General features: G+C 72.8%; 14 protein-coding genes and 1 rRNA gene. 8 read left to right on the top strand and 7 right to left on the bottom strand.

The genetic code is table 11. From position 1 onward, the window contains the following. Positions 1–23 precede the first annotated feature (23 nt). On the top strand, positions 24–1,352 hold the full coding sequence (locus D7223_RS33675) for a hypothetical protein (protein ID WP_238162148.1): 1,329 nt from the start codon (positions 24–26) through the stop codon (positions 1,350–1,352). A 66-nt stretch (positions 1,353–1,418) separates the two neighbouring features. Here D7223_RS33675 and D7223_RS21490 read toward each other — a convergent pair whose 3' ends face one another. After that, positions 1,419–2,117, bottom strand: coding sequence for a lysophospholipid acyltransferase family protein (locus D7223_RS21490; RefSeq protein ID WP_120730230.1), 699 nt, complete (start codon positions 2,115–2,117; stop codon positions 1,419–1,421). 92 nt (positions 2,118–2,209) lie between these two features. Continuing rightward, positions 2,210–5,350, bottom strand: a complete 3,141-nt coding sequence (gene ileS / locus D7223_RS21485; protein WP_120730229.1) for an isoleucine--tRNA ligase — start codon at positions 5,348–5,350, stop codon at positions 2,210–2,212. 385 nt (positions 5,351–5,735) lie between these two features. On the opposite strand from ileS, the gene D7223_RS21480 reads away from it, so the two are divergent. From D7223_RS21480 to D7223_RS21460, 5 genes are all read left to right on the top strand, one after another. Beyond that, the gene (locus D7223_RS21480) at positions 5,736–6,749 is read left to right on the top strand and encodes an ArsR family transcriptional regulator (RefSeq protein ID WP_120730228.1); all 1,014 of its coding nucleotides are present in this window, start codon (positions 5,736–5,738) and stop codon (positions 6,747–6,749) included. Between the two features lie 110 nt (positions 6,750–6,859). After that, entirely contained in the window at positions 6,860–7,867 is a 1,008-nt protein-coding gene (locus tag D7223_RS21475; protein ID WP_120730227.1) for an ABC transporter ATP-binding protein, read from the top strand. After that, positions 7,864–8,637 (top strand): ABC transporter permease, encoded by a 774-nt coding sequence (locus tag D7223_RS21470; protein ID WP_238162147.1) that lies wholly within the window; start codon positions 7,864–7,866, stop codon positions 8,635–8,637. The genes D7223_RS21475 and D7223_RS21470 overlap by 4 nt, the downstream gene beginning before the upstream one ends. An 11-nt stretch (positions 8,638–8,648) precedes the next feature. Beyond that, positions 8,649–9,437: an ABC transporter permease gene (locus tag D7223_RS21465; protein ID WP_120730225.1), complete on the top strand. Its 789-nt coding sequence runs from the start codon at positions 8,649–8,651 to the stop codon at positions 9,435–9,437. Positions 9,438–9,618: 181 nt separating this feature from the next. Further along, a complete protein-coding gene (locus D7223_RS21460; protein ID WP_120730412.1) occupies positions 9,619–10,059 on the top strand; it encodes a carboxymuconolactone decarboxylase family protein in 441 nt (146 codons plus the stop codon). Positions 10,060–10,127: 68 nt separating this feature from the next. Here D7223_RS21460 and ndk read toward each other — a convergent pair whose 3' ends face one another. After that, positions 10,128–10,553: a nucleoside-diphosphate kinase gene (gene ndk, locus D7223_RS21455; protein ID WP_120730224.1), complete on the bottom strand. Its 426-nt coding sequence runs from the start codon at positions 10,551–10,553 to the stop codon at positions 10,128–10,130. Positions 10,554–10,695: 142 nt separating this feature from the next. On the opposite strand from ndk, the gene D7223_RS21450 reads away from it, so the two are divergent. Beyond that, on the top strand, positions 10,696–12,309 hold the full coding sequence (locus D7223_RS21450; RefSeq protein ID WP_120730223.1) for a VOC family protein: 1,614 nt from the start codon (positions 10,696–10,698) through the stop codon (positions 12,307–12,309). A gap of 51 nt (positions 12,310–12,360) precedes the next feature. On the opposite strand, the gene D7223_RS21445 is transcribed toward D7223_RS21450, so the two are convergent. The 3 genes from D7223_RS21445 to D7223_RS21435 are packed head-to-tail and all read right to left on the bottom strand — an operon-like array spanning position 12,361 to position 16,660. Next, positions 12,361–12,714: a DUF4233 domain-containing protein gene (locus D7223_RS21445; RefSeq protein WP_120730222.1), complete on the bottom strand. Its 354-nt coding sequence runs from the start codon at positions 12,712–12,714 to the stop codon at positions 12,361–12,363. Next, the gene (locus tag D7223_RS21440; protein WP_120730221.1) at positions 12,711–14,045 is read right to left on the bottom strand and encodes a bifunctional folylpolyglutamate synthase/dihydrofolate synthase; all 1,335 of its coding nucleotides are present in this window, start codon (positions 14,043–14,045) and stop codon (positions 12,711–12,713) included. Before D7223_RS21440 ends, D7223_RS21445 begins: the two co-directional genes overlap by 4 nt. After that, positions 14,042–16,660, bottom strand: a complete 2,619-nt coding sequence (locus D7223_RS21435) for a valine--tRNA ligase (protein ID WP_120730220.1) — start codon at positions 16,658–16,660, stop codon at positions 14,042–14,044. Before D7223_RS21435 ends, D7223_RS21440 begins: the two co-directional genes overlap by 4 nt. A gap of 69 nt (positions 16,661–16,729) precedes the next feature. On the opposite strand from D7223_RS21435, the gene D7223_RS21430 reads away from it, so the two are divergent. Further along, the gene (locus D7223_RS21430; RefSeq protein WP_120730219.1) at positions 16,730–17,413 is read left to right on the top strand and encodes a hypothetical protein; all 684 of its coding nucleotides are present in this window, start codon (positions 16,730–16,732) and stop codon (positions 17,411–17,413) included. Positions 17,414–17,488: 75 nt separating this feature from the next. On the opposite strand, the gene rrf is transcribed toward D7223_RS21430, so the two are convergent. Further along, positions 17,489–17,605 (bottom strand): 5S ribosomal RNA (gene rrf / locus D7223_RS21425). Between the last annotated feature and the right edge of the window lie 8 nt (positions 17,606–17,613).

Genomic DNA, 17,613 nt, shown 5'->3' with positions numbered 1-17,613 from the left:
GGGCGCGAGAGGAGATTGCCGCCATGCCGGAGCCGCAGCCGGGAGCAGACCGGCCGGCCGACGGGAACACCTCGGACCCACAGCGGGACCGGGATCCGGCGGTCGCCGAGGAGGTCACGCCCTCCCCCGTACCGCCGGGTGACGGGCCCCGCACGGGCCCGGAGGGCACCCGTGAGCTGGACACCGACGAGCCGGCGGAGACCGATCGGTCCGCCGACGGCCCGCAGGGCACGCGTGCGCTGCCCGCCGACGGCCCGCAGCCGACCGACGGCCCGCAGGGCACCCGCGCGCTGCCCGCTGACGGCCCCGAGGGCTCCGTCGCGCAGCCGCCCGCGTCGAAGTGGAGCGGGTCCGCCGCGGTGCCACCCCCACCGGCCCGCCGGCGTGGCTGGGGCGAGTCGGCCGAGCCGACCCCGGTGCCCCCGCTGCCCGAGCACCAGGAGCCGGTCGACCCGTGGGCGGGCGTCGACACCAGCGGCTGGGAGCTTCCCTCGGCGGAGATGCCGCAGCTGCCGCCGCCGACCCTGCCCTACCCCGCGCCGCCCGCGACCCGCCCGTACTCCGGACCACCCGCGACGCCCACCCCCCAGCCGCCCCCGGTCGGGTACCCGGCCCCGCAGGCGCCGCCGGCCTACCCGGCACCGGCGCCCCGTCCGGTCCCCACGCCGCCGGCCTACCCCGCGCCGCGCCCGGCTCCGGCTCCGGCTCCGACCAAGCAGAAGAAGCGCCGGGGAGCGCCGCCACCGTCCGCGCCGCCCGGCTGGCAGGACCCCAAGGGGTACGCCCCGAAGCCGCGTCGCCGGCGACGCCGCTGGCCCTGGCTGCTGCTGTTCACCATCGCCTGCTGCTGCGGCTGCCCGGCCTGGTTCGGCGTGCCGATGGCGACCCAGTACCCGGTCGACGCCGCGCTGCCCGCCGAGGTGCGTGACCTGCGCCTGCGCGAGGACAGCCGCAGCACGCGGACCGCCAAGGAGCTGGAGGCGCAGGTACGCGCGGCGCACTGGCTGTCCGAGGACACCTTCGCCGGCGTCTACACCACCCCGAACGGCAAGCGGGTGACCGTCTTCGGCGGCACCGGTTTCCGGTTCACCCCGGAGTCGGACGCCGAGGCCGAGATCGGCCGGCTGCGCGAGCAGTACGCGCTGGGCACCGCGAAGGCGGTCGACACCGGCGTACGCGGCCGGTACGACCGTTGCGCGGTGGGCCGCGCCGACGGCGGCGACGTGGTGGTGTGCACGTCGGTCGACCACGGCAGCATCACCACCGCGGTCTTCACCCGGCTCTCGCTGGACGACAGCGCGGCCCTGCTCTCCGAACTCCGCACCCAGATCGTCACCACGCAGAAGGGCTGACCCCCGCGGCCCCGCCCGCCCTCGCGCGGGGCGCACCCCGCAGGGCGGGACGCGGGCCGGGGTGGGTCAGACCGCGCCGGGCTCGCCGGCGATCGGCGGGTGGGCGCGCGGCGGGGCGTAGCGCGGGACGTACTCCTGGCCGGTGAGCTTCTGGATCTCGCCCATCAGCTCGTCGGTCATCTCCCGCAGCGAGGTCCGGTCGTCCGGCCGCCCGGTGAAGTCGAGCGGCTTGCCGAACCGGATGGTGATCTTGGCCCGGCCGGGGCGGGGCACCCGCGCGCCGATCGGCTGGGCCTTGTCGGTGCCGATCATGCCGACCGGGATGACCGGTACGCCCGCGGCGAGCGCCAGCCGGGCGGTGCCGGTCCGTCCCCGGTACAGCCGCCCGTCGGGTGACCGGGTGCCCTCCGGATAGATCGCGACCAGGTCACCACCGCGCAGCGCGGGGATCGCGGCGTCGAACGCGGACAGCGCCGCCCGCCCGCCGGCCCGTTCCACCGGGATGGCGCCGAGACCGGTGAGGACGAACCGCTGGAGGGCGCCCTTCGGACCGGCGCCCTTGTAGTACTCCGACTTCGCCCAGAAGGCCAGGTGCCGGGGCACGACCGTGCCGAGGAACAGCTCGTCGGCGACCGACAGGTGGTTGCCCGCGAAGATCGCGCCGCCGGTCTCCGGGATGTGCTCCAGTCCCTCCACGGTCGGTCGGAACGCCAACCGCAGCGTGGGCGCCACGGTGAGCTTGCCGATGGTGTAGAGCAGCGGCACTGGTCCTCCGGCAGATCGTGTGCTGAACGGGCGGTGTCACGGTAGCGGACGCCCGCCCGCCACCCCGATACAGGTGGCGGGCGGTTCCACTGCTACACCCGGCGGACGGCGACGGTCACCCGGTCGCCCTCGCCGACCTCGCCGGTGAAGCCCTGCACCCCGTCGGCGAAGTCGACCGAGTCGGCGAGCACCTCCCGGGCCACGAAGTCGGTGAACGCGGCGACCGCGGCGCGGACCTCCTCGGAGGCCGACACCAACAGCACGATCCGGTCCGACACGTCCAGGTCGGCGTCGCGGCGGGCCTGCTGCACCACCCGGACGACGTCCCGGGCCAGACCCTCGGCGGCCAGCGCCGGGGTGACCTCGGTGTCCAGCACCACCACGCCGTCGGGCAGCGGGGCGGAGTGCTCGGCGTCGGCGGCGACCAGGCGCAGCTCGTACTCGCCCTCGGCCAGGGTGACCCCGGCGGCGACCGGCGAGCCGTCGACCAGCTCCCACTCCCCCGCCTTGACCGCCTTGATCACCTGCTGGACGGACTTGCCGACCCGGGGACCCAGCGCCCGGGGCACCACGGTCAGCACCTGCTGGCAGTAGCTGTCCACCGCGTCGGTGAACTCCACCTCCTTGACGTTGACCTCGTCGGCGACCAGGTCACCGAACGGGCGCAACCGCGCCGCCACCGGCGTGGCCACGGTCAGCTTCGCCAGCGGCAGCCGCACCCGCAGCCCCTTGGCCTTGCGCAGCGACAGCGCCGCCGAACAGACCTCCCGGGTGGCGTCCATCGCCGCGACCAGGTCGTGGTCGGCCGGGAACTCCTCCGCCACCGGCCAGTCGGTCAGGTGCACCGACCGCTCACCGGTCAGCCCGCGCCAGATCTCCTCCGCGGTCAGCGGCGCCAGCGGCGCCACCACCCGGCAGAGCGTCTCCAGCACCGTCGACAGGGTGTCGAACGCGTCGGCGTCGCCGGACCAGAACCGGTCCCGCGAGCGGCGCACGTACCAGTTGGTCAGCGCGTCCAGGTAGGACCGGACGGTGGCGCAGGCACCGGAGATGTCGTACGCGTCCATCTGCGCGCCGACGGTCGACACCAGCTCGTTCGTCTTGGCCAGCACGTACCGGTCGAGCAGGTGCGTCGAGTCCGTCCTGCGGCGGGCGGTGTGCCCGTCGGCGTTGGCGTAGAGCGTGAAGAAGTACCACACGTTCCACAGCGGCAGCAGCACCTGCCGCACGGAGTCCCGGATCGCCCCCTCGGTGACCGGCATGTCGCCGCCGCGCAACACCGGTGACGACATCAGCATCCAGCGCATCGCGTCCGAGCCGTACGCGTCGAACACGTGGTAGACGTCCGGGTAGTTGCGCAGGCTCTTGGACATCTTGCGCCCGTCGGAGCCGAGCAGGATGCCGTGGCTGATGCAGTTGCGGAACGCCGGCCGGTCGAACAGCGCGGTGGCCAGCACGTGCATGGTGTAGAACCAGCCGCGCGTCTGTCCGATGTACTCGACGATGAAGTCGCCCGGGTAGTGGTGCTCGAACCAGTCGGCGTTCTCGAACGGGTAGTGCACCTGGGCGAACGGCATCGACCCGGACTCGAACCAGCAGTCCAGCACCTCCGGCACCCGACGCATCATCGACTGCCCGGTCGGGTCGTCCGGGTTGGGGCGGACCAGGTCGTCCACCGCCGGCCGGTGCAGGTCGGTCAGGCGTACGCCGAAGTCCCGCTCGATGTCTTCCAGCGAGCCGTACACGTCCAGCCGTGGGTAGGTCGGGTCGTCGGACTTCCACACCGGGATCGGCGAGCCCCAGAACCGGTTCCGGCTGATCGACCAGTCCCGGGCGTTGGCCAGCCACTTGCCGAACGAGCCGTCCTTGATGTGGCCGGGCGTCCAGTTGATCTGCTGGTTCAGCTCGACCATCCGGTCCTTGAACCGGGTCACCGCGACGAACCACGACGACACCGCCTTGTAGACCAGCGGGGTGTCGCAGCGCCAGCAGTGCGGGTACGAGTGGGTGTAGGTGTCCTGCTTGAGCACCACCCCCCGCTCCTTCAGCTCCCGGATCACCGGCTTGTTGACGTCGAAGACCTGCTCACCCTGGTACGGCGGAACGAGCGCGGTGAACCGGGTGTGGTCGTCCACCGTGACGATCGTCGGGATGCCGGCGGCGTTGCAGACGTTCTGGTCGTCCTCACCGAACGCCGGGGCCAGGTGCACGATCCCGGTGCCGTCCTCGGTGGTCACGAAGTCCGCGCCGAGCACCTGGTAGGCGTTCTCGCCGGCCCGCTCGACGAGGAAGTCGAACAGCGGGGTGTAGCGGCGCCCGGCCAGGTCCCGGCCGTACACCGTGCCGACCTGCTCGTACCCTTCCAGCTCCTTGGCGTACGCGGCCAGCCGCGCCGCGCCCACGACGAACCGGTCGCCGTCGCGTTCCAGCACCGCGTACTCGATGTCCGGGCCGACCGCCAGCGCCAGGTTCGACGGCAGGGTCCACGGCGTGGTGGTCCAGACGCCCAGCCGGACCGGCCCGCGGACCAGCTCCGGCGCGGACTCGTCGGCGGTCAGCCCGAACCACACCGACAGGGTGGGGTCGTGCCGGTCCCGGTAGACGTCGTCCATCCGGGTCTCGGTGTTCGACAGCGGCGTCTCGCACCGCCAGCAGTAGGCCAGCACCCGGAAGCCCTCGTAGATCAGGCCCTTGTCGTGCAGGGTCTTGAAGGCCCACATGACGCTTTCCATGTAGTCCAGGTCGAGGGTCTTGTAGTCGTTGGCGAAGTCGACCCAGCGGGCCTGCCGGGTGACGTACCGCTCCCAGTCCTGGGTGAACTCCAGCACCGAGGCGCGGCAGGCCTCGTTGAACCGGGCCACGCCCAGGTCGAGGATCTCCGCCTTGCTGGTGATGCCGAGCTGCTTCTCGGCCACCACCTCGGCGGGCAGGCCGTGGCAGTCCCAGCCGAAGCGCCGCTCGACGTGCCGCCCGCGCATCGTCTGGTAGCGCGGCACCACGTCCTTGACGTACCCGGTGAACAGGTGGCCGTAGTGCGGCAGGCCGTTGGCGAACGGCGGACCGTCGTAGAAGACGTACTCGTTCTTCCCCTGGTCACCGGCCGGCCTCGCCTCGACGGAGGCCTCGAAGGTCTTGTCGGCCGTCCAGTGCTCCAGCACCCGGCGCTCGACCGCGGGCAGGTCCGGGCTCGCCGCGACGCCGGCGGCGGTCGGGTCGTGCAACGGATAGGCCATCGGGGGTCGCTCTCCTCGCGCAGCTCACTCGTCTGTGGTCTGCGAGGACGAGCCCTCTGGGTACGCCTCGACGGCGTGACCCGAGCGCCCGCGGTACCACCCCGCTTGGCGGTCAGGATCGACCGCCCGCTCGTTGGTCGGCTGTGACGGGCCGTCCCGTCCGGTTCTACTGGGCCGGTCACCCGGCTGTTCTTCCGGAGGCTCGCCGGTGATGGCCGGGTCGACGCCTGTGCGGTAAAGCGTACTCGACCCGCGGCGAAGATCGCCGCCGAGTAACCGGTGCAAGGAAGGGCCCCCGCTTAACGCCTCCGGTAGAGGAAGGGTCCCCGCTTAACAAACGAGCGCGCATCCCAGCCGGCCCTCCCCGGGCACTACGCTCGACCCCGTGATCCGGATCCGACTGGACGAGCCCACCCTCGCGCGTACCCGGATCGCCACCAGCCCGCTGTGGGAGGTGCTGACCAGCCTGTACGTGCTGCACCGCAACCCGGGCGAGGCGCCCTGGCCGTACACCGGCTGGGCCCGGCACGCCCGGCGGGTGCTCGCCGAGGTGCCGGCGACCGCGCCGGTCCGGCTGTTGACCATCAGCTCCCGCGCGCCGGACTTCCTCACCCCGATCCCCTCGTCGGCCAGTCCCACGTTGGCCGAGCAGCTCGCCGAGCTGCGCGCCACGCCGGCGGAGGTGATCGCGGAGCAGATCCCCCGCTACCACCGCCCCGACGACCTGCCCGCCTGGCTGCGGACGTTCGTCACCGACCGGCGGGCCGCCCTGGACCGGCTCGCCGACGGCGTCGAGGCCTACTGGAACGCGGCGATCGCCCCCTGGTGGCCGGCGATGCGGGCGGCGCTGGACGAGGAGGTGCTGCACCGGGCCCGTGCGCTCGCCGCCGACGGCCCGGACGCGCTGCTGGCCCACCTGCACGAGCGGGTGCGCTGGGAGAAGCCGGTACTGACCCTGGTCAAGCCGCTGGAGCAGCACTTCGAGGCGGTCGACCAGCGGCTGCTGCTGGTTCCCCTGATCTTCTCCCGGGGCGCGCTGACCTGCTCCACCGACCATCCGGAGGTCGTCGCCGTCTCCTACCAGGCACGCGGCGCGGCGCTGCTCGCCGAGGGCACCCCCGCCCCGGCCACACCCGCCGGCACCGACCGGCTGGCCGTGCTGGTCGGTCGGGGGCGGGCCCAGGTGCTGCGGGCGTTGACCCGCCCGGCCACCACCGCGGGTCTGGCCGCCACCCTCGGGCTGGCACCGAGCACCGTCTCCGAGCAGCTCGCGGCACTGCTCACCGCCGGGGTGGTGCATCGCCGCCGGGTCGGGCGGCGGGTGCTCTACGGCCTGGAACCGGCCGGCCTGGCCCTGGTCCAGCTCATCGGGGACGAGCCGGTGACCGCCTCCGCCTGAGCATTCGGTCCGATCCGAATTCGTTTCCCCGCCCCGCTGCCGGTCCCTAGATTCGCCGGCATGAGCGAGCGGAGCGAGCGAATCGTCAGGCTCAGCGCGGCGGTGCCGGCATGAGCGAGTACGCGATCGAGGCGGCCGGGCTGCGGCGGACGTACCGCAGCCGGACCGGATGGTTACGACCTCAGCGCCGGGAGGTGGAGGCGGTCCGCGGCGTCGACCTGACGGTCGGCAACGGGGAGCTGTTCGGCCTGCTCGGACCGAACGGCGCCGGCAAGACGACAACCATCAAGCTGCTGAACACACTGCTCATCCCGACCGCCGGCACCGCCCGGATCTGCGGCTTCGACGTGGTCCGGCAGACCCGGGAGGTACGCCGGCGGATCGGGTACGTCTTCGGCGGCGACCGGGGCCTCTACGACCGGCTCTCCGCCCGGGACAACCTGCGCTACTTCGCCGAGCTGTACGGGGTGCCCGGGCGGGAGCAGAAGCGGCGGATCGCCGAACTGCTGGAGCTGGTCCGGCTGGCCGGCCGGGAGAACGAGCGGGTCGAGGGCTACTCCCGCGGCATGCGGCAGCGGCTGCACATCGCCCGGGGCCTGCTGCACCGCCCGCGGGTGCTCTTCCTCGACGAGCCGTCGATCGGGGTGGACCCGGTGGCCGCCCGGGAGCTGCGGCAGACCGTCGCAGACCTGGCCGCCACCGGCACCACCGTGCTGCTGACCACGCACTACATGGCCGAGGCGGACGAGCTGTGCGGGCGGATCGCGGTGATCGCCGGTGGCCGGATCCAGGCCCTCGGTACCCCGGCGGAGCTGCGCCACCACGCCGACGGCCGGCGGGTGCTGGAGGTCGAGGCGTACGGGGTGACCGACGAACGCCTGGCCGCGATCCACGCCCTGCCCAGGGTGCGGGAGGCGAGCCTGGAGGTGATCGGCGCCGCGCAGGTGCTGGCCGTGCAGTCCGACGCGGGGGTGGACGTGCAGGCCGACGTGCTGCGCGAGCTGGACGGCGTCCGGCTGGGCCGGGTCACCGCCCGGCAGCCGACGCTGGAGGACGCATACGTGGCGATCGTCAACCGGGTCGACGAGCGCCGGTCGCCCGAGGCGGTGCCGGCGTGAGGACCCTGCGCATGATCGCGGTCGGCGCGCTGCTGCACGCCAAGCAGCTGAGTCGGTCGCCGTTCGAGATCGCCACCGCGTTGATCATCCCGGTGGTGCAGGCGACCCTCGCGGTCTACCTGTTCCGGGCCGGCGGCGAGCCGGGACGACTGCTGGAGGCCGCCGTCGGGGCGGGCCTGATGGGGGTGTGGTCGTCGGTGCTGTTCGGCTCCGGCGGCGCGATCCAGAACCAGCGCTGGCAGGGCACCCTGGAGATGATCATGTTGGCGCCGAGGCCGCCCGCGCTGGTCGTCCTGCCGATCACCCTGGCCACCGCGATCACCGGGACGTACGCGATGGTCGCGACCCTGGCCTGGGGCCGGCTGCTGTACGGCATCCCGCTGACCTTCGCCGACCCGGTCGCGTTCGCCGTGGCGGTGCCCGGCTGCATCGTCGGGCTGGGCATGTTCGGCCTGCTGCTCGCCTCGACGTTCGTGCTGATGCGCAACGCCAACGCGCTGACCAACACGCTGGAGTACCCGATCTGGCTGGTGTCCGGAATGCTCGTGCCGATCACCGTGCTGCCCGGCTGGACCGGGCCGGTCGCGGCCGTGCTGCCGACCACCTGGGGTGCGCGGGCGGTCCGCGAGGCGGCCACCGGCAGCGGGCCGGTCTGGCCCTCACTCGGGATCTGCCTGGCGATCAGCCTCGCCTGCCTGGTGCTCGGCGCGCTGATGATGACCCACGTGGAGCGTCGGGCGCGGGCCGCCGCCACGCTGGCGCTGGCCTGAGGAGGCGAGGAATGACCGACCTGTTCCGTCTGGTGGGCACCGGCGGCGTGATCGCCTACCGGGCGCTGTTCAACTGGACCACGCCGGCGATGTTCGTCGGCACCCTGCTCGTCGGGCCGCTGTTCCAGCTGCTCTTCTTCGCCTACCTGGGCCGCCAGCTCGGCGTGGCCGACGACCGGTTCTACATCGTCGGCAACGCGGTGCTCGCCGCCACACTGGCCTGCGTGTTCGGCGGGACCATGGCGGTCTCCAACGAGCGGCGCTTCGGCACCCTCGGGCACGTGCTGCTGTCGCCGCGCAGCCGCACGGCGGTGTTCCTCGGCCGGGTCCTCCCGTACGCTGGCAACGGCCTGCTGATCGCCGTGACCACGCTGACCGCGGCCTCGTTCCTGCTCGGCCTGCGGGTGCCGGTGTCGGCACTTCCCGCCCTGCTGCTCACCCTGGCCGTCGCGGCGCTGTCCTGCGGCTTCTTCGGCCTGGCGCTCGGCGCGGTCGGCCTGCGCTTCCGCGACGTGTGGCTGGTGTCCAACGTGTCGGTGGCGCTGCTGCTCCTGCTCACCGGGGTCAACGTGCCGGCCGCCGAGCTGCCGGCCGGGATGCGGGTGGCGGGCCAGCTGCTGCCGATCACGCACGGGGCCGAGGCGGCTCGAAGGCTGGTCGCCGGGGAGGGCTTCGGCTCCGCGACCGGCCCCCTCGCCGCCGAGGTGGCGGTCGGCCTGGCGTACGCCGTCCTCGCCGCCGCCCTCCTCAAGATCTTCGAAGCCGAGTCCCGCCGCCGGGCGTCCCTGGACACCCTCTGACCCCACCCCCACCCCCACCCCGCGCTGATCATGAGGTTGACGGGTGCGTTGATCTCCGAACCACCCGTCAACCTCATGATCGCCCGGCTCTGGTGGCCCAGGTCACCGCCCGGTTCCGTCACGGCGGGTCGGGCTGGTCCGTCGAGTGGGCGTCATGCACACCGCGGACCAGGAGGTTGTCATGCAGCGGATGAACCCGGCGCAGGTGGCGCCGGAGGCGTACCAGGCGGTACTCGGAATGGAGCGGTACGTCCGGCAGAACGTCGACCACACCGTGCTGGAGCTGGTGAAGCTCCGGGCGTCGATGCTCAACGGCTGCGCGTACTGCGTGGACCTGCACACGCGCGACGCGCTCGCGGCGGGCGAGTCGAGCCGGCGGCTCTTCGCGGTGGCGGCCTGGCGGGAGGCGCCCTTCTTCGACGAGCGGGAGCGCAACGCGCTGGCGCTTACCGACGCGGTCACCCGGCTCGGCGAGCACGGCGTACCGGACGACGTGTGGGACGCGGCGGCCAAGGTGTGGCCGGAGAAGGAGCTGGCGGACCTGCTGATGGCGATCGCCACGATCAACGTGTGGAACCGGATCGCGATCACCTGCCGCACCGAGCTTCCGCCGGACGCCTGACCGACCGGGCGCGAAAATGTCGACGGCCGGCGCGCGGGGTTCCGCGCACCGGCCGTCGTCAGGTCTGCTCAGCCCAGCTCGGGGAACCAGAGCCCGATCTCGCGCTTGGCGCTGTCGGTGGAGTCGGAGGCGTGCACCAGGTTCTCCCGGTTGGACAGGGACAGGTCGCCCCGGATGGTCCCGGCGGCGGCCTTGCGGCCGTCGGTGCTGCCGATCATGCCCCGGACCACCTCGATCACCTGGTCGCCGGAGAGCACCAGGGCCACCAGCGGACCGCTGGTCATGAACGCCTTCAGCGGTGGGTAGAACGGCTTGTCCACGTGCTCGGCGTAGTGCTGGTCGGCGAAGTCCCCGTCCAGGGTCCGCGTCTCCATCGCCTCGACCCGCAGCCCCTTACGCTCGAAACGGGAGAGGATCTCGCCGACCAGCCCGCGGCGGACCGCGTCGGGCTTGATCAGCACGAGCGAGCGCTCGGCCGGGCTGGTGCTGGACACGCTGGGTTCCTCCTGTGCGCGGAAGCCGGTCGGTCTGGGTACGGTCAGCCTAGCGACCCGGTCCCGGCGCCGGCGCGGCGGCCGGTCCTTCCCCCGATCGCCGATCCGGCCTAGCCTGGCCCTGACCCCCGGGAGGTCCACAGTGGCGAATGGCGGGAACCGACCCATCGCACCGGTCCGAAAGCTGATCGGCGCGGTCCTGGCCACCGTCGCCGGCTTCGTGATCCTCTTCGGCCTCGGCATGACGAGCTGGGCCATCGTGGCGCTCGGCGTCGCGGTGCTGGTGCTGGCGATCGCGCTGGCCACGGTACGCGGCGGCGGCCGGACCTGGGTGATCGGCGAAGGCACGGTGCACAGCGCCTCCGAGCCACCCACCCAGTACGCCTTCGGCCGCTGCGAGCTGCAACTGGTGATCGACGCGCCCGGCCTGCCACCCCGGTCCAAGAAGATCATCGAGCCTCGGGTGCCGGTCGCCAAGTGGCCGTCGCTCGGCCAGTCCCTGCCGATCCGGGTCGCGCTGGACGACCAGCGGCACGTCCGGGTGCTGTGGGACGAGGTGCCCACCCACGCCGAGACGGCGGCAGCCGTCGCCGACCTGCCCCCCGAGTACGCGGGCCCGGACCCGGTCGACGAGATGCTCATCGCCCAGGAGGCGCCGCCGTGGGCCGGCCGGGCACCGGACGACGACCTCCGCGACCCGCTGGCCCCCGACCCGCTGGACGACGACCGGGGCTTCCCGTCCGGGGAACGCGAGCCGGTGGTGCTGCACCAGCGCCCCGGTGAGCCGGTGGTGCTGGAGGGCACGCTGGTCGAGCCCGGCGTCGGCGGTCCCCTGCCACGTCGGGCCACGCCGACGCCCCGGTCCCCCGCCGAGGAGCACTTCGACCCGCCCACCAGCGGCTTCGCTCCCTCGGCACCGGCCGACCCGTTCGACCCGCCTACCGAGCGGGCGGACCCCTCCGATCAAAGCGGGACCGATCGTGCGGAACCCTCCCCGCCCCGGGACCCGTTCGCGCGGTCGGCCGATTCCTTCGCCCCGTCGACCGGTCCCGCTGACCCGTTCGCCCCGTCGACCGGCCCCGCCGACCCGTTCGAGCCGACCGCGGACCGGCTCGAGGGCACGCCGGGTGACAGGCGGCCCGATCCGACCGTGCCGGTGGAGACGATCGACGCCGATCCGGGCGCGGAACCGGCCGCCGCGCGCCGCTTCCGGGTGCCGGCACCGTCCGATCCGCTGGACCCGCTGGACCTGCCGCTGGACGACCCCGCCCCGCCGCGCGGGACGAGGCCCGGCGACGGCGCCAGCGCGGAGGACCTGGACGCGGTGATCTTCGGTACGACACAGGCGGGTACCGCCCCGGCCGGCGCCGGGACGACGGACCCGCCGATCGCCGGCGTCGGTGTGACGCTGCTCGTCACCGACCTGACCCGCTCCCTGCGCTTCTACCAGGACCTCGGTTTCACCGAGGTGGACCGGGGATCCGGCAACGCCGTCCTCGCCTCCGGGGCGACCCGGCTGGTCCTTCGGGAGATCACCGAGGCGGTGCCGGTGAGCCGTCGGCTGGTGCACGTGAACCTCGAGGTGGACGACATCGAGAGCGCGTACGACCGGCTGCGCGGCTCGGGCGTCCGCTTCACGTACGCCCCCCGGGTGGTCAACCGGGGCACCAGGCTGGAGGTCTGGGCGGCGGCCTTCCGCGACCCGGACGGTCACGGCATCGCCCTGACCCAGTGGCGCGAACGCGCCGACGCCTGAGCCGAGCACCACGCGCCGCCGGATCCACATGGTCCGGCGGCGCGGCTCCGCTCAGCCCAGAATGGTCCGGCGCACGTGCAGCGCGTACGCCCACACCAGGGCGAAGATGACGCCCAGCGCGAACAGCGACCAGTGCAGCAGGCCGGCCAGCAGGAGCAGCCCCTGCAGGACGGTGCCCGCGTTCCAGGCCCAGGGCCGGCGCATCAGGCCGGCGAGCAGCACCGCGGCGACGGCGAGGGCGACCACGGCGCCGATCGCGGCACCGCCGAAGTCGCCCCCGACGACCCGGATCGGCTGGATCGCGAGCAGCAGCACCAACGCCTCCAGGGCCAGGGTGCCGGCACCCAACCCGCGTACGGCCCGCTGCGGGTCACGCAGCCCGGACCGCCGCTGCGGCCCGGTCATCGCTTCAGCAGCCGACGGGCGTCGGCCACGGTCACCACCGACCCGGTGACGATGATGCCGACCCCGGAGAGCTCACCGGGGACGTCCTCCTCGGCCAGGGCCACGGCCGCCTCGATGGCGTCCGGCATCTCCTCGGCCACCTCGACCCGCTCCGGCCCGAACACCTCGGCGGCGAGGTCGGCCAACTCGCCGGCCGGCATCGCCCGCGGCGAGCTGTTGCGGGTGACCACCACCTGGTCGACCACCGGTTCCAGCAGCTCCAACAGGCTGGCCGCGTCCTTGTCGGCGAGCACACCGAGCACCGCCACCAGCTTGCTGAACGCGAACTCCTCCTGCAACGCGGTGACCGTCGCCGCCATGCCCTGCGGGTTGTGCGCCCCGTCGAGCAGGATCGTCGGCGCGGTCCGGACCTTCTCCAGCCGGCCGGGCGAGGTCGCGGTGGCGAAGCCCTCCCGGACCGCCTCCACGTCGAGCTGCCGCTTGGCGCCGGCACCGAGGAACGCCTCCACCGCCGCGAGCGCCACCGCCGCGTTCTGCGCCTGGTGCGCGCCGTGCAGCGGTACGAAGATCTCCTCGTAAACCCCACCCAGCCCCTGGAGGGTGAGCACCTGCCCGCCGACGGCGACCGCCCGGCGCAGGACGCCGAACTCGGAGCCCTCCCGCGCGACGGTCGCGCCGACCTCGGCGCAGCGCTCCAGGATCGGCCGGGCCGCCTCCTCCTCCTGGGCCGCCGCGATGACCGTGGCGCCCTTGTGGATGATCCCGGCCTTCGCCAACGCGATGTCCTGGAGGGTGTCGCCGAGCCACTCGGTGTGGTCCAGGCCGATCGGGGTCAGCACCGCGACCCCGGCCTGGATCACGTTGGTGGCGTCCTCGGCGCCGCCCAGCCCGACCTCCACCACGGCCACGTCGACCGGCGCGTCGGCGAACGTCGCGAACGCCAGCGCGGTGGTCATGTCGAAGTAGGTCAGGGGTTCGGCGGACCGCTGGTCGACCAGCTCGGCCAGCGGCTTGACCTCGCGGTACGTGGCGGCGAACCGCTCCTCGCCCACCGGCTCGCCGTCCAGGCTGATCCGCTCCCGGACGGTCTCCAGGTGCGGGCTGGTGTAGCGGCCGGTGTGCAGGCCGAAGGCCCGCAACAGCGAGTCGATCATCCGGGCGGTGGAGGTCTTGCCGTTGGTGCCGGTCAGGTGGATCGACGGGTACGCCCGCTGCGGGCTGCCCAGCAGGTCCAGCAGGGACTCGATCCGGTCCAGCTCGAAGACCATGCGGGTGAAACCGCGGCCGGCCAGTTCGGCCTCGACGGCGGCGAAATCGGTGCGGTCGGTCACGAGGAAAGCGCCTCCAGAGCGGCGTCGATGCGGGCCAGGTCGGCCTGGGCGGTGGCGAGCCGATCCCGGATCTTGGCGACCACCGGCTCCGGGGCCTTGCCGACGAACGCCGGGTTGTCGAGCTTCGCGCGGGCCTGCGCGGCCTCCTTCTCGGCCGCCGCCCGGTCCTTGGTCAGTCGGGCCCGCTCGGCGGCCACGTCGATCGAGCCCCGGGTGTCCAGCGCGACGGACACGTCACCGGCGACCGCCAGGGTGGCACTGGCCTGGAAGTCGTCCCCGGCCGGGTCCAGCCGGACCAGCGACCGGATCAGCGGCTCGTGCAGGCCGACGCCGGCGCCGGCGAGGCCGTCCAGCCGGGCGGACACCCGCTGGGTGGGCCGCAGCCCCTGGTCGGACCGGAACCGGCGGATCTCGGTCACCACCCGCTGCACGGTGCCGACCTCGACCTCCGCGGCGTCGTCCACCAGCGTACGGTTGGCCACCGGCCAGGCGGCGGTCAGCAGCGTCTCGCCGCCGGTCAGCGCGATCCACAGTTCCTCGGTGACGAACGGGATCACCGGGTGCAGCAGCCGCAGCAACTGGTCCAGCACGTGCCCGAGCACCCGGCGGGTGGCCTCCGCGGCCGGCCCGCCCTCGGCGAGCACCGGCTTGCTCAGCTCCACGTACCAGTCGCACACGTCGTCCCACGCGAAGTGGTAGAGCAGGTCGCAGACCTTCGCGAACTCGTACGCCTCGAACTGCTCGTCCACCTGGGCGGTGACGTGCGCCAGCCGGGACAGGATCCAGCGGTCGACCGTGGACAGCTCAGCGGCGGGCGGCAGCCCTCCCCCGGTGTGCGCGCCGTTCATCAGCGCGAACCGGGTGGCGTTCCAGAGCTTGTTGCAGAAGTTCCGGGAGCCCTGGCACCACTCCTCGCTGACCGGCACGTCCCCGCCGGGGTTGGCGCCCCGGGCCAGGGTGAACCGGGTCGCGTCGGCGCCGAACCGGTCGATCCAGTCCAGCGGGTCGACGACGTTGCCGAACGACTTCGACATCTTCTTGCCGTGCTCGTCGCGGACCATGCCGTGCAGGGCAACCACGTCGAACGGCTGCTTCCCGTCCATCGCGTACAGGCCGAACATCATCATCCGGGCGACCCAGAAGAACAGGATGTCGTAGCCGGTGACCAGGACGCTGGTCGGGTAGAACTTCGCCAGCTCCGGGGTCTGCTCGGGCCAGCCGAGGGTGGAGAACGGCCAGAGGCCGCTGGAGAACCAGGTGTCCAGGACGTCCTCGTCCTGGTGCCAGCCCGAACCGGTCGGCGGCTCCTCGTCCGGGCCGACGCAGACGATCTCGCCGTCCGGGCCGTACCAGACCGGAATCCGGTGACCCCACCACAGCTGTCGCGAGATGCACCAGTCGTGCATGTTGTCGACCCAGGCGAAGTAGCGCTTGGCCAGCTCCGCCGGCTCGATCTTCACCCGACCGTCGCGTACGGCGTCACCGGCGGCCTCGGCCAGCGGCGTGGTGTTGACGAACCACTGCAACGACAGTCGTGGCTCCACGGTCGTCCGGCACCGCGAGCAGTGCCCCACCGCGTGCGTGTACGGCCGCTTCTCCGCCACGATCCGGCCCTGCTCGCGCAGCGCGGCGACGATCGCCGGCCGGGCCTCGAAGCGGTCCAGCCCCTGGAACGGACCGTGCGCGGTGATCACGCCCCGCTCGTCCATGATCGTGAGCGACGGCAGGTCGTGCCGCTGGCCGATCTCGAAGTCGTTGGGGTCGTGCGCGGGGGTCACCTTGACCATGCCGGTGCCGAACGTCGGGTCGACGTGCTCGTCACCGACGATCGGGATCCGCCGGCCGGTCAGTGGCAGCTCGACCTCGGTGCCGATCAGGTGCCGGTAGCGCTCGTCCTCGGGGTGCACGGCAACCGCCGTGTCGCCGAGCATCGTCTCGGCCCGGGTGGTGGCCACCACGACGTCGTCGCTGTAGCGGATCGACACCAGCTCGCCGTCGTCGTCGGTGTGCTCCACCTCGATGTCGGACAGGGCGGTCAGGCAGCGCGGGCACCAGTTGATGATCCGGTTGGCCCGGTAGATCAGGCCGTCGTCGTAGAGCTTCTTGAACATGGTCTGCACGGCCCGGGACAGGCCCTCGTCCATGGTGAAGCGTTCGCGGTCCCAGTCGACCGAGTCACCCAGCCGCCGCATCTGGCCGAGGATCGCCCCACCGGACTCCGCCTTCCACTGCCAGACCCGCTCGACGAACTTCTCCCGGCCGAGATCGTGCCGGGACAGCCCCTGGGCGGCGAGCTGCCGCTCCACCACGTTCTGGGTGGCGATGCCGGCGTGGTCCATGCCGGGCAGCCACAACGCCTCGAAGCCCTGCATCCGCTTACGCCGGACGAGGGCGTCCTGCACGGTGTGGTCGAGCGCGTGGCCCATGTGCAGCGAGCCGGTCACGTTCGGCGGCGGGATCACGATGGCGTACGGGGGCTTGTCGCTGTCGGCCGACGCCCGGAAGCGACCGTCGGCTACCCACTGCTCGTACCGTCGCTGCTCTACCTCGCCGGGCTGGTACTGGCCGGCGATGGTCGGGGCGTCGGGGCGTTGGGCATCCAGTCTCTCGGTCACCCTGGAAGTCTACGGAGGGCTTCGGCGGACCTGACGTGCGCCACCTGCCATTCGCGTACGGTGTCGGCTATGTCCGACGCACATCTCACCGAGCGCCCGGTGCACGACGACCGCGATCCGATCGACCTGACCGAGGAGCCGATCCGGCTCAGCGGCGGTGAGGACGACGCCACCGACGGCGACCGGCCGGCCGGATCGCGGCGCCGCCGGTGGGCGTGGACGGCCGCGGCCATGGTGGGAATCGTGGGGGCCGGCGTCATCGGGGTCGCCGGGTGGCGGATGGCCCAGCAGAAGGACACCGAGATCACCCAGCCGGACCGGGTCGCCGGGCTCACCCGCGACGACAGCGAACGGGCCCGCAGCACCGCCGACTACCTGCGCAGCGGCTTCGCCGCCGACATCGACCTGGACCGCAGCTTCGGTGCGGTCTACCGGGACCCGTCCGACGAGCGCCGTTCGGTGCTCGTCTTCGGCGGCACCACGCTGCTCTGGCAGCCCGAGCGGGATCTGGACAGCCTGTTCACACTCATGGCGGACGAGACGGGCGCGGTGACCGGTCTGCGGAAGATGCCCGAGGGGCGCCTCGACGGCGTGCTCAAGTGCGGCACCACCAGTGGGGAGGGCGGCGACTTCGCCGTCTGCGGCTGGGCCGACCACGGCAGCGTGGTGATGGCGATGTTCCCCGGTCGTTCGGTGGACGACGCCGGTGGCCTGCTGAGGACCATGCGCGAGCAGATGCAGTCCCGCCGCTGACGGCCTTGCGCCGTGGCCCGGGTGGGAAACGCGTTCAGGGCCACCCCTGGTGGGGTGGCCCTGAACGGAATGTTTGTCCGGCGGTGTCCTACTCTCCCACACCCTCCCGGGTGCAGTACCATCGGCGCTGGAGGGCTTAGCTTCCGGGTTCGGAATGTGACCGGGCGTTTCCCCTCCGCCATGACCGCCGTAACTCTATG

Origin of the sequence: Micromonospora endolithica, from assembly GCF_003626595.1 — a bacterium.
In the GTDB taxonomy this organism is placed as follows: Bacteria; Actinomycetota; Actinomycetes; order Mycobacteriales; family Micromonosporaceae; genus Micromonospora; species Micromonospora endolithica.
The sequence above is the reverse complement of the archived record's forward strand: the minus strand, read 5'-3'. Positions and strand labels throughout refer to the sequence as shown.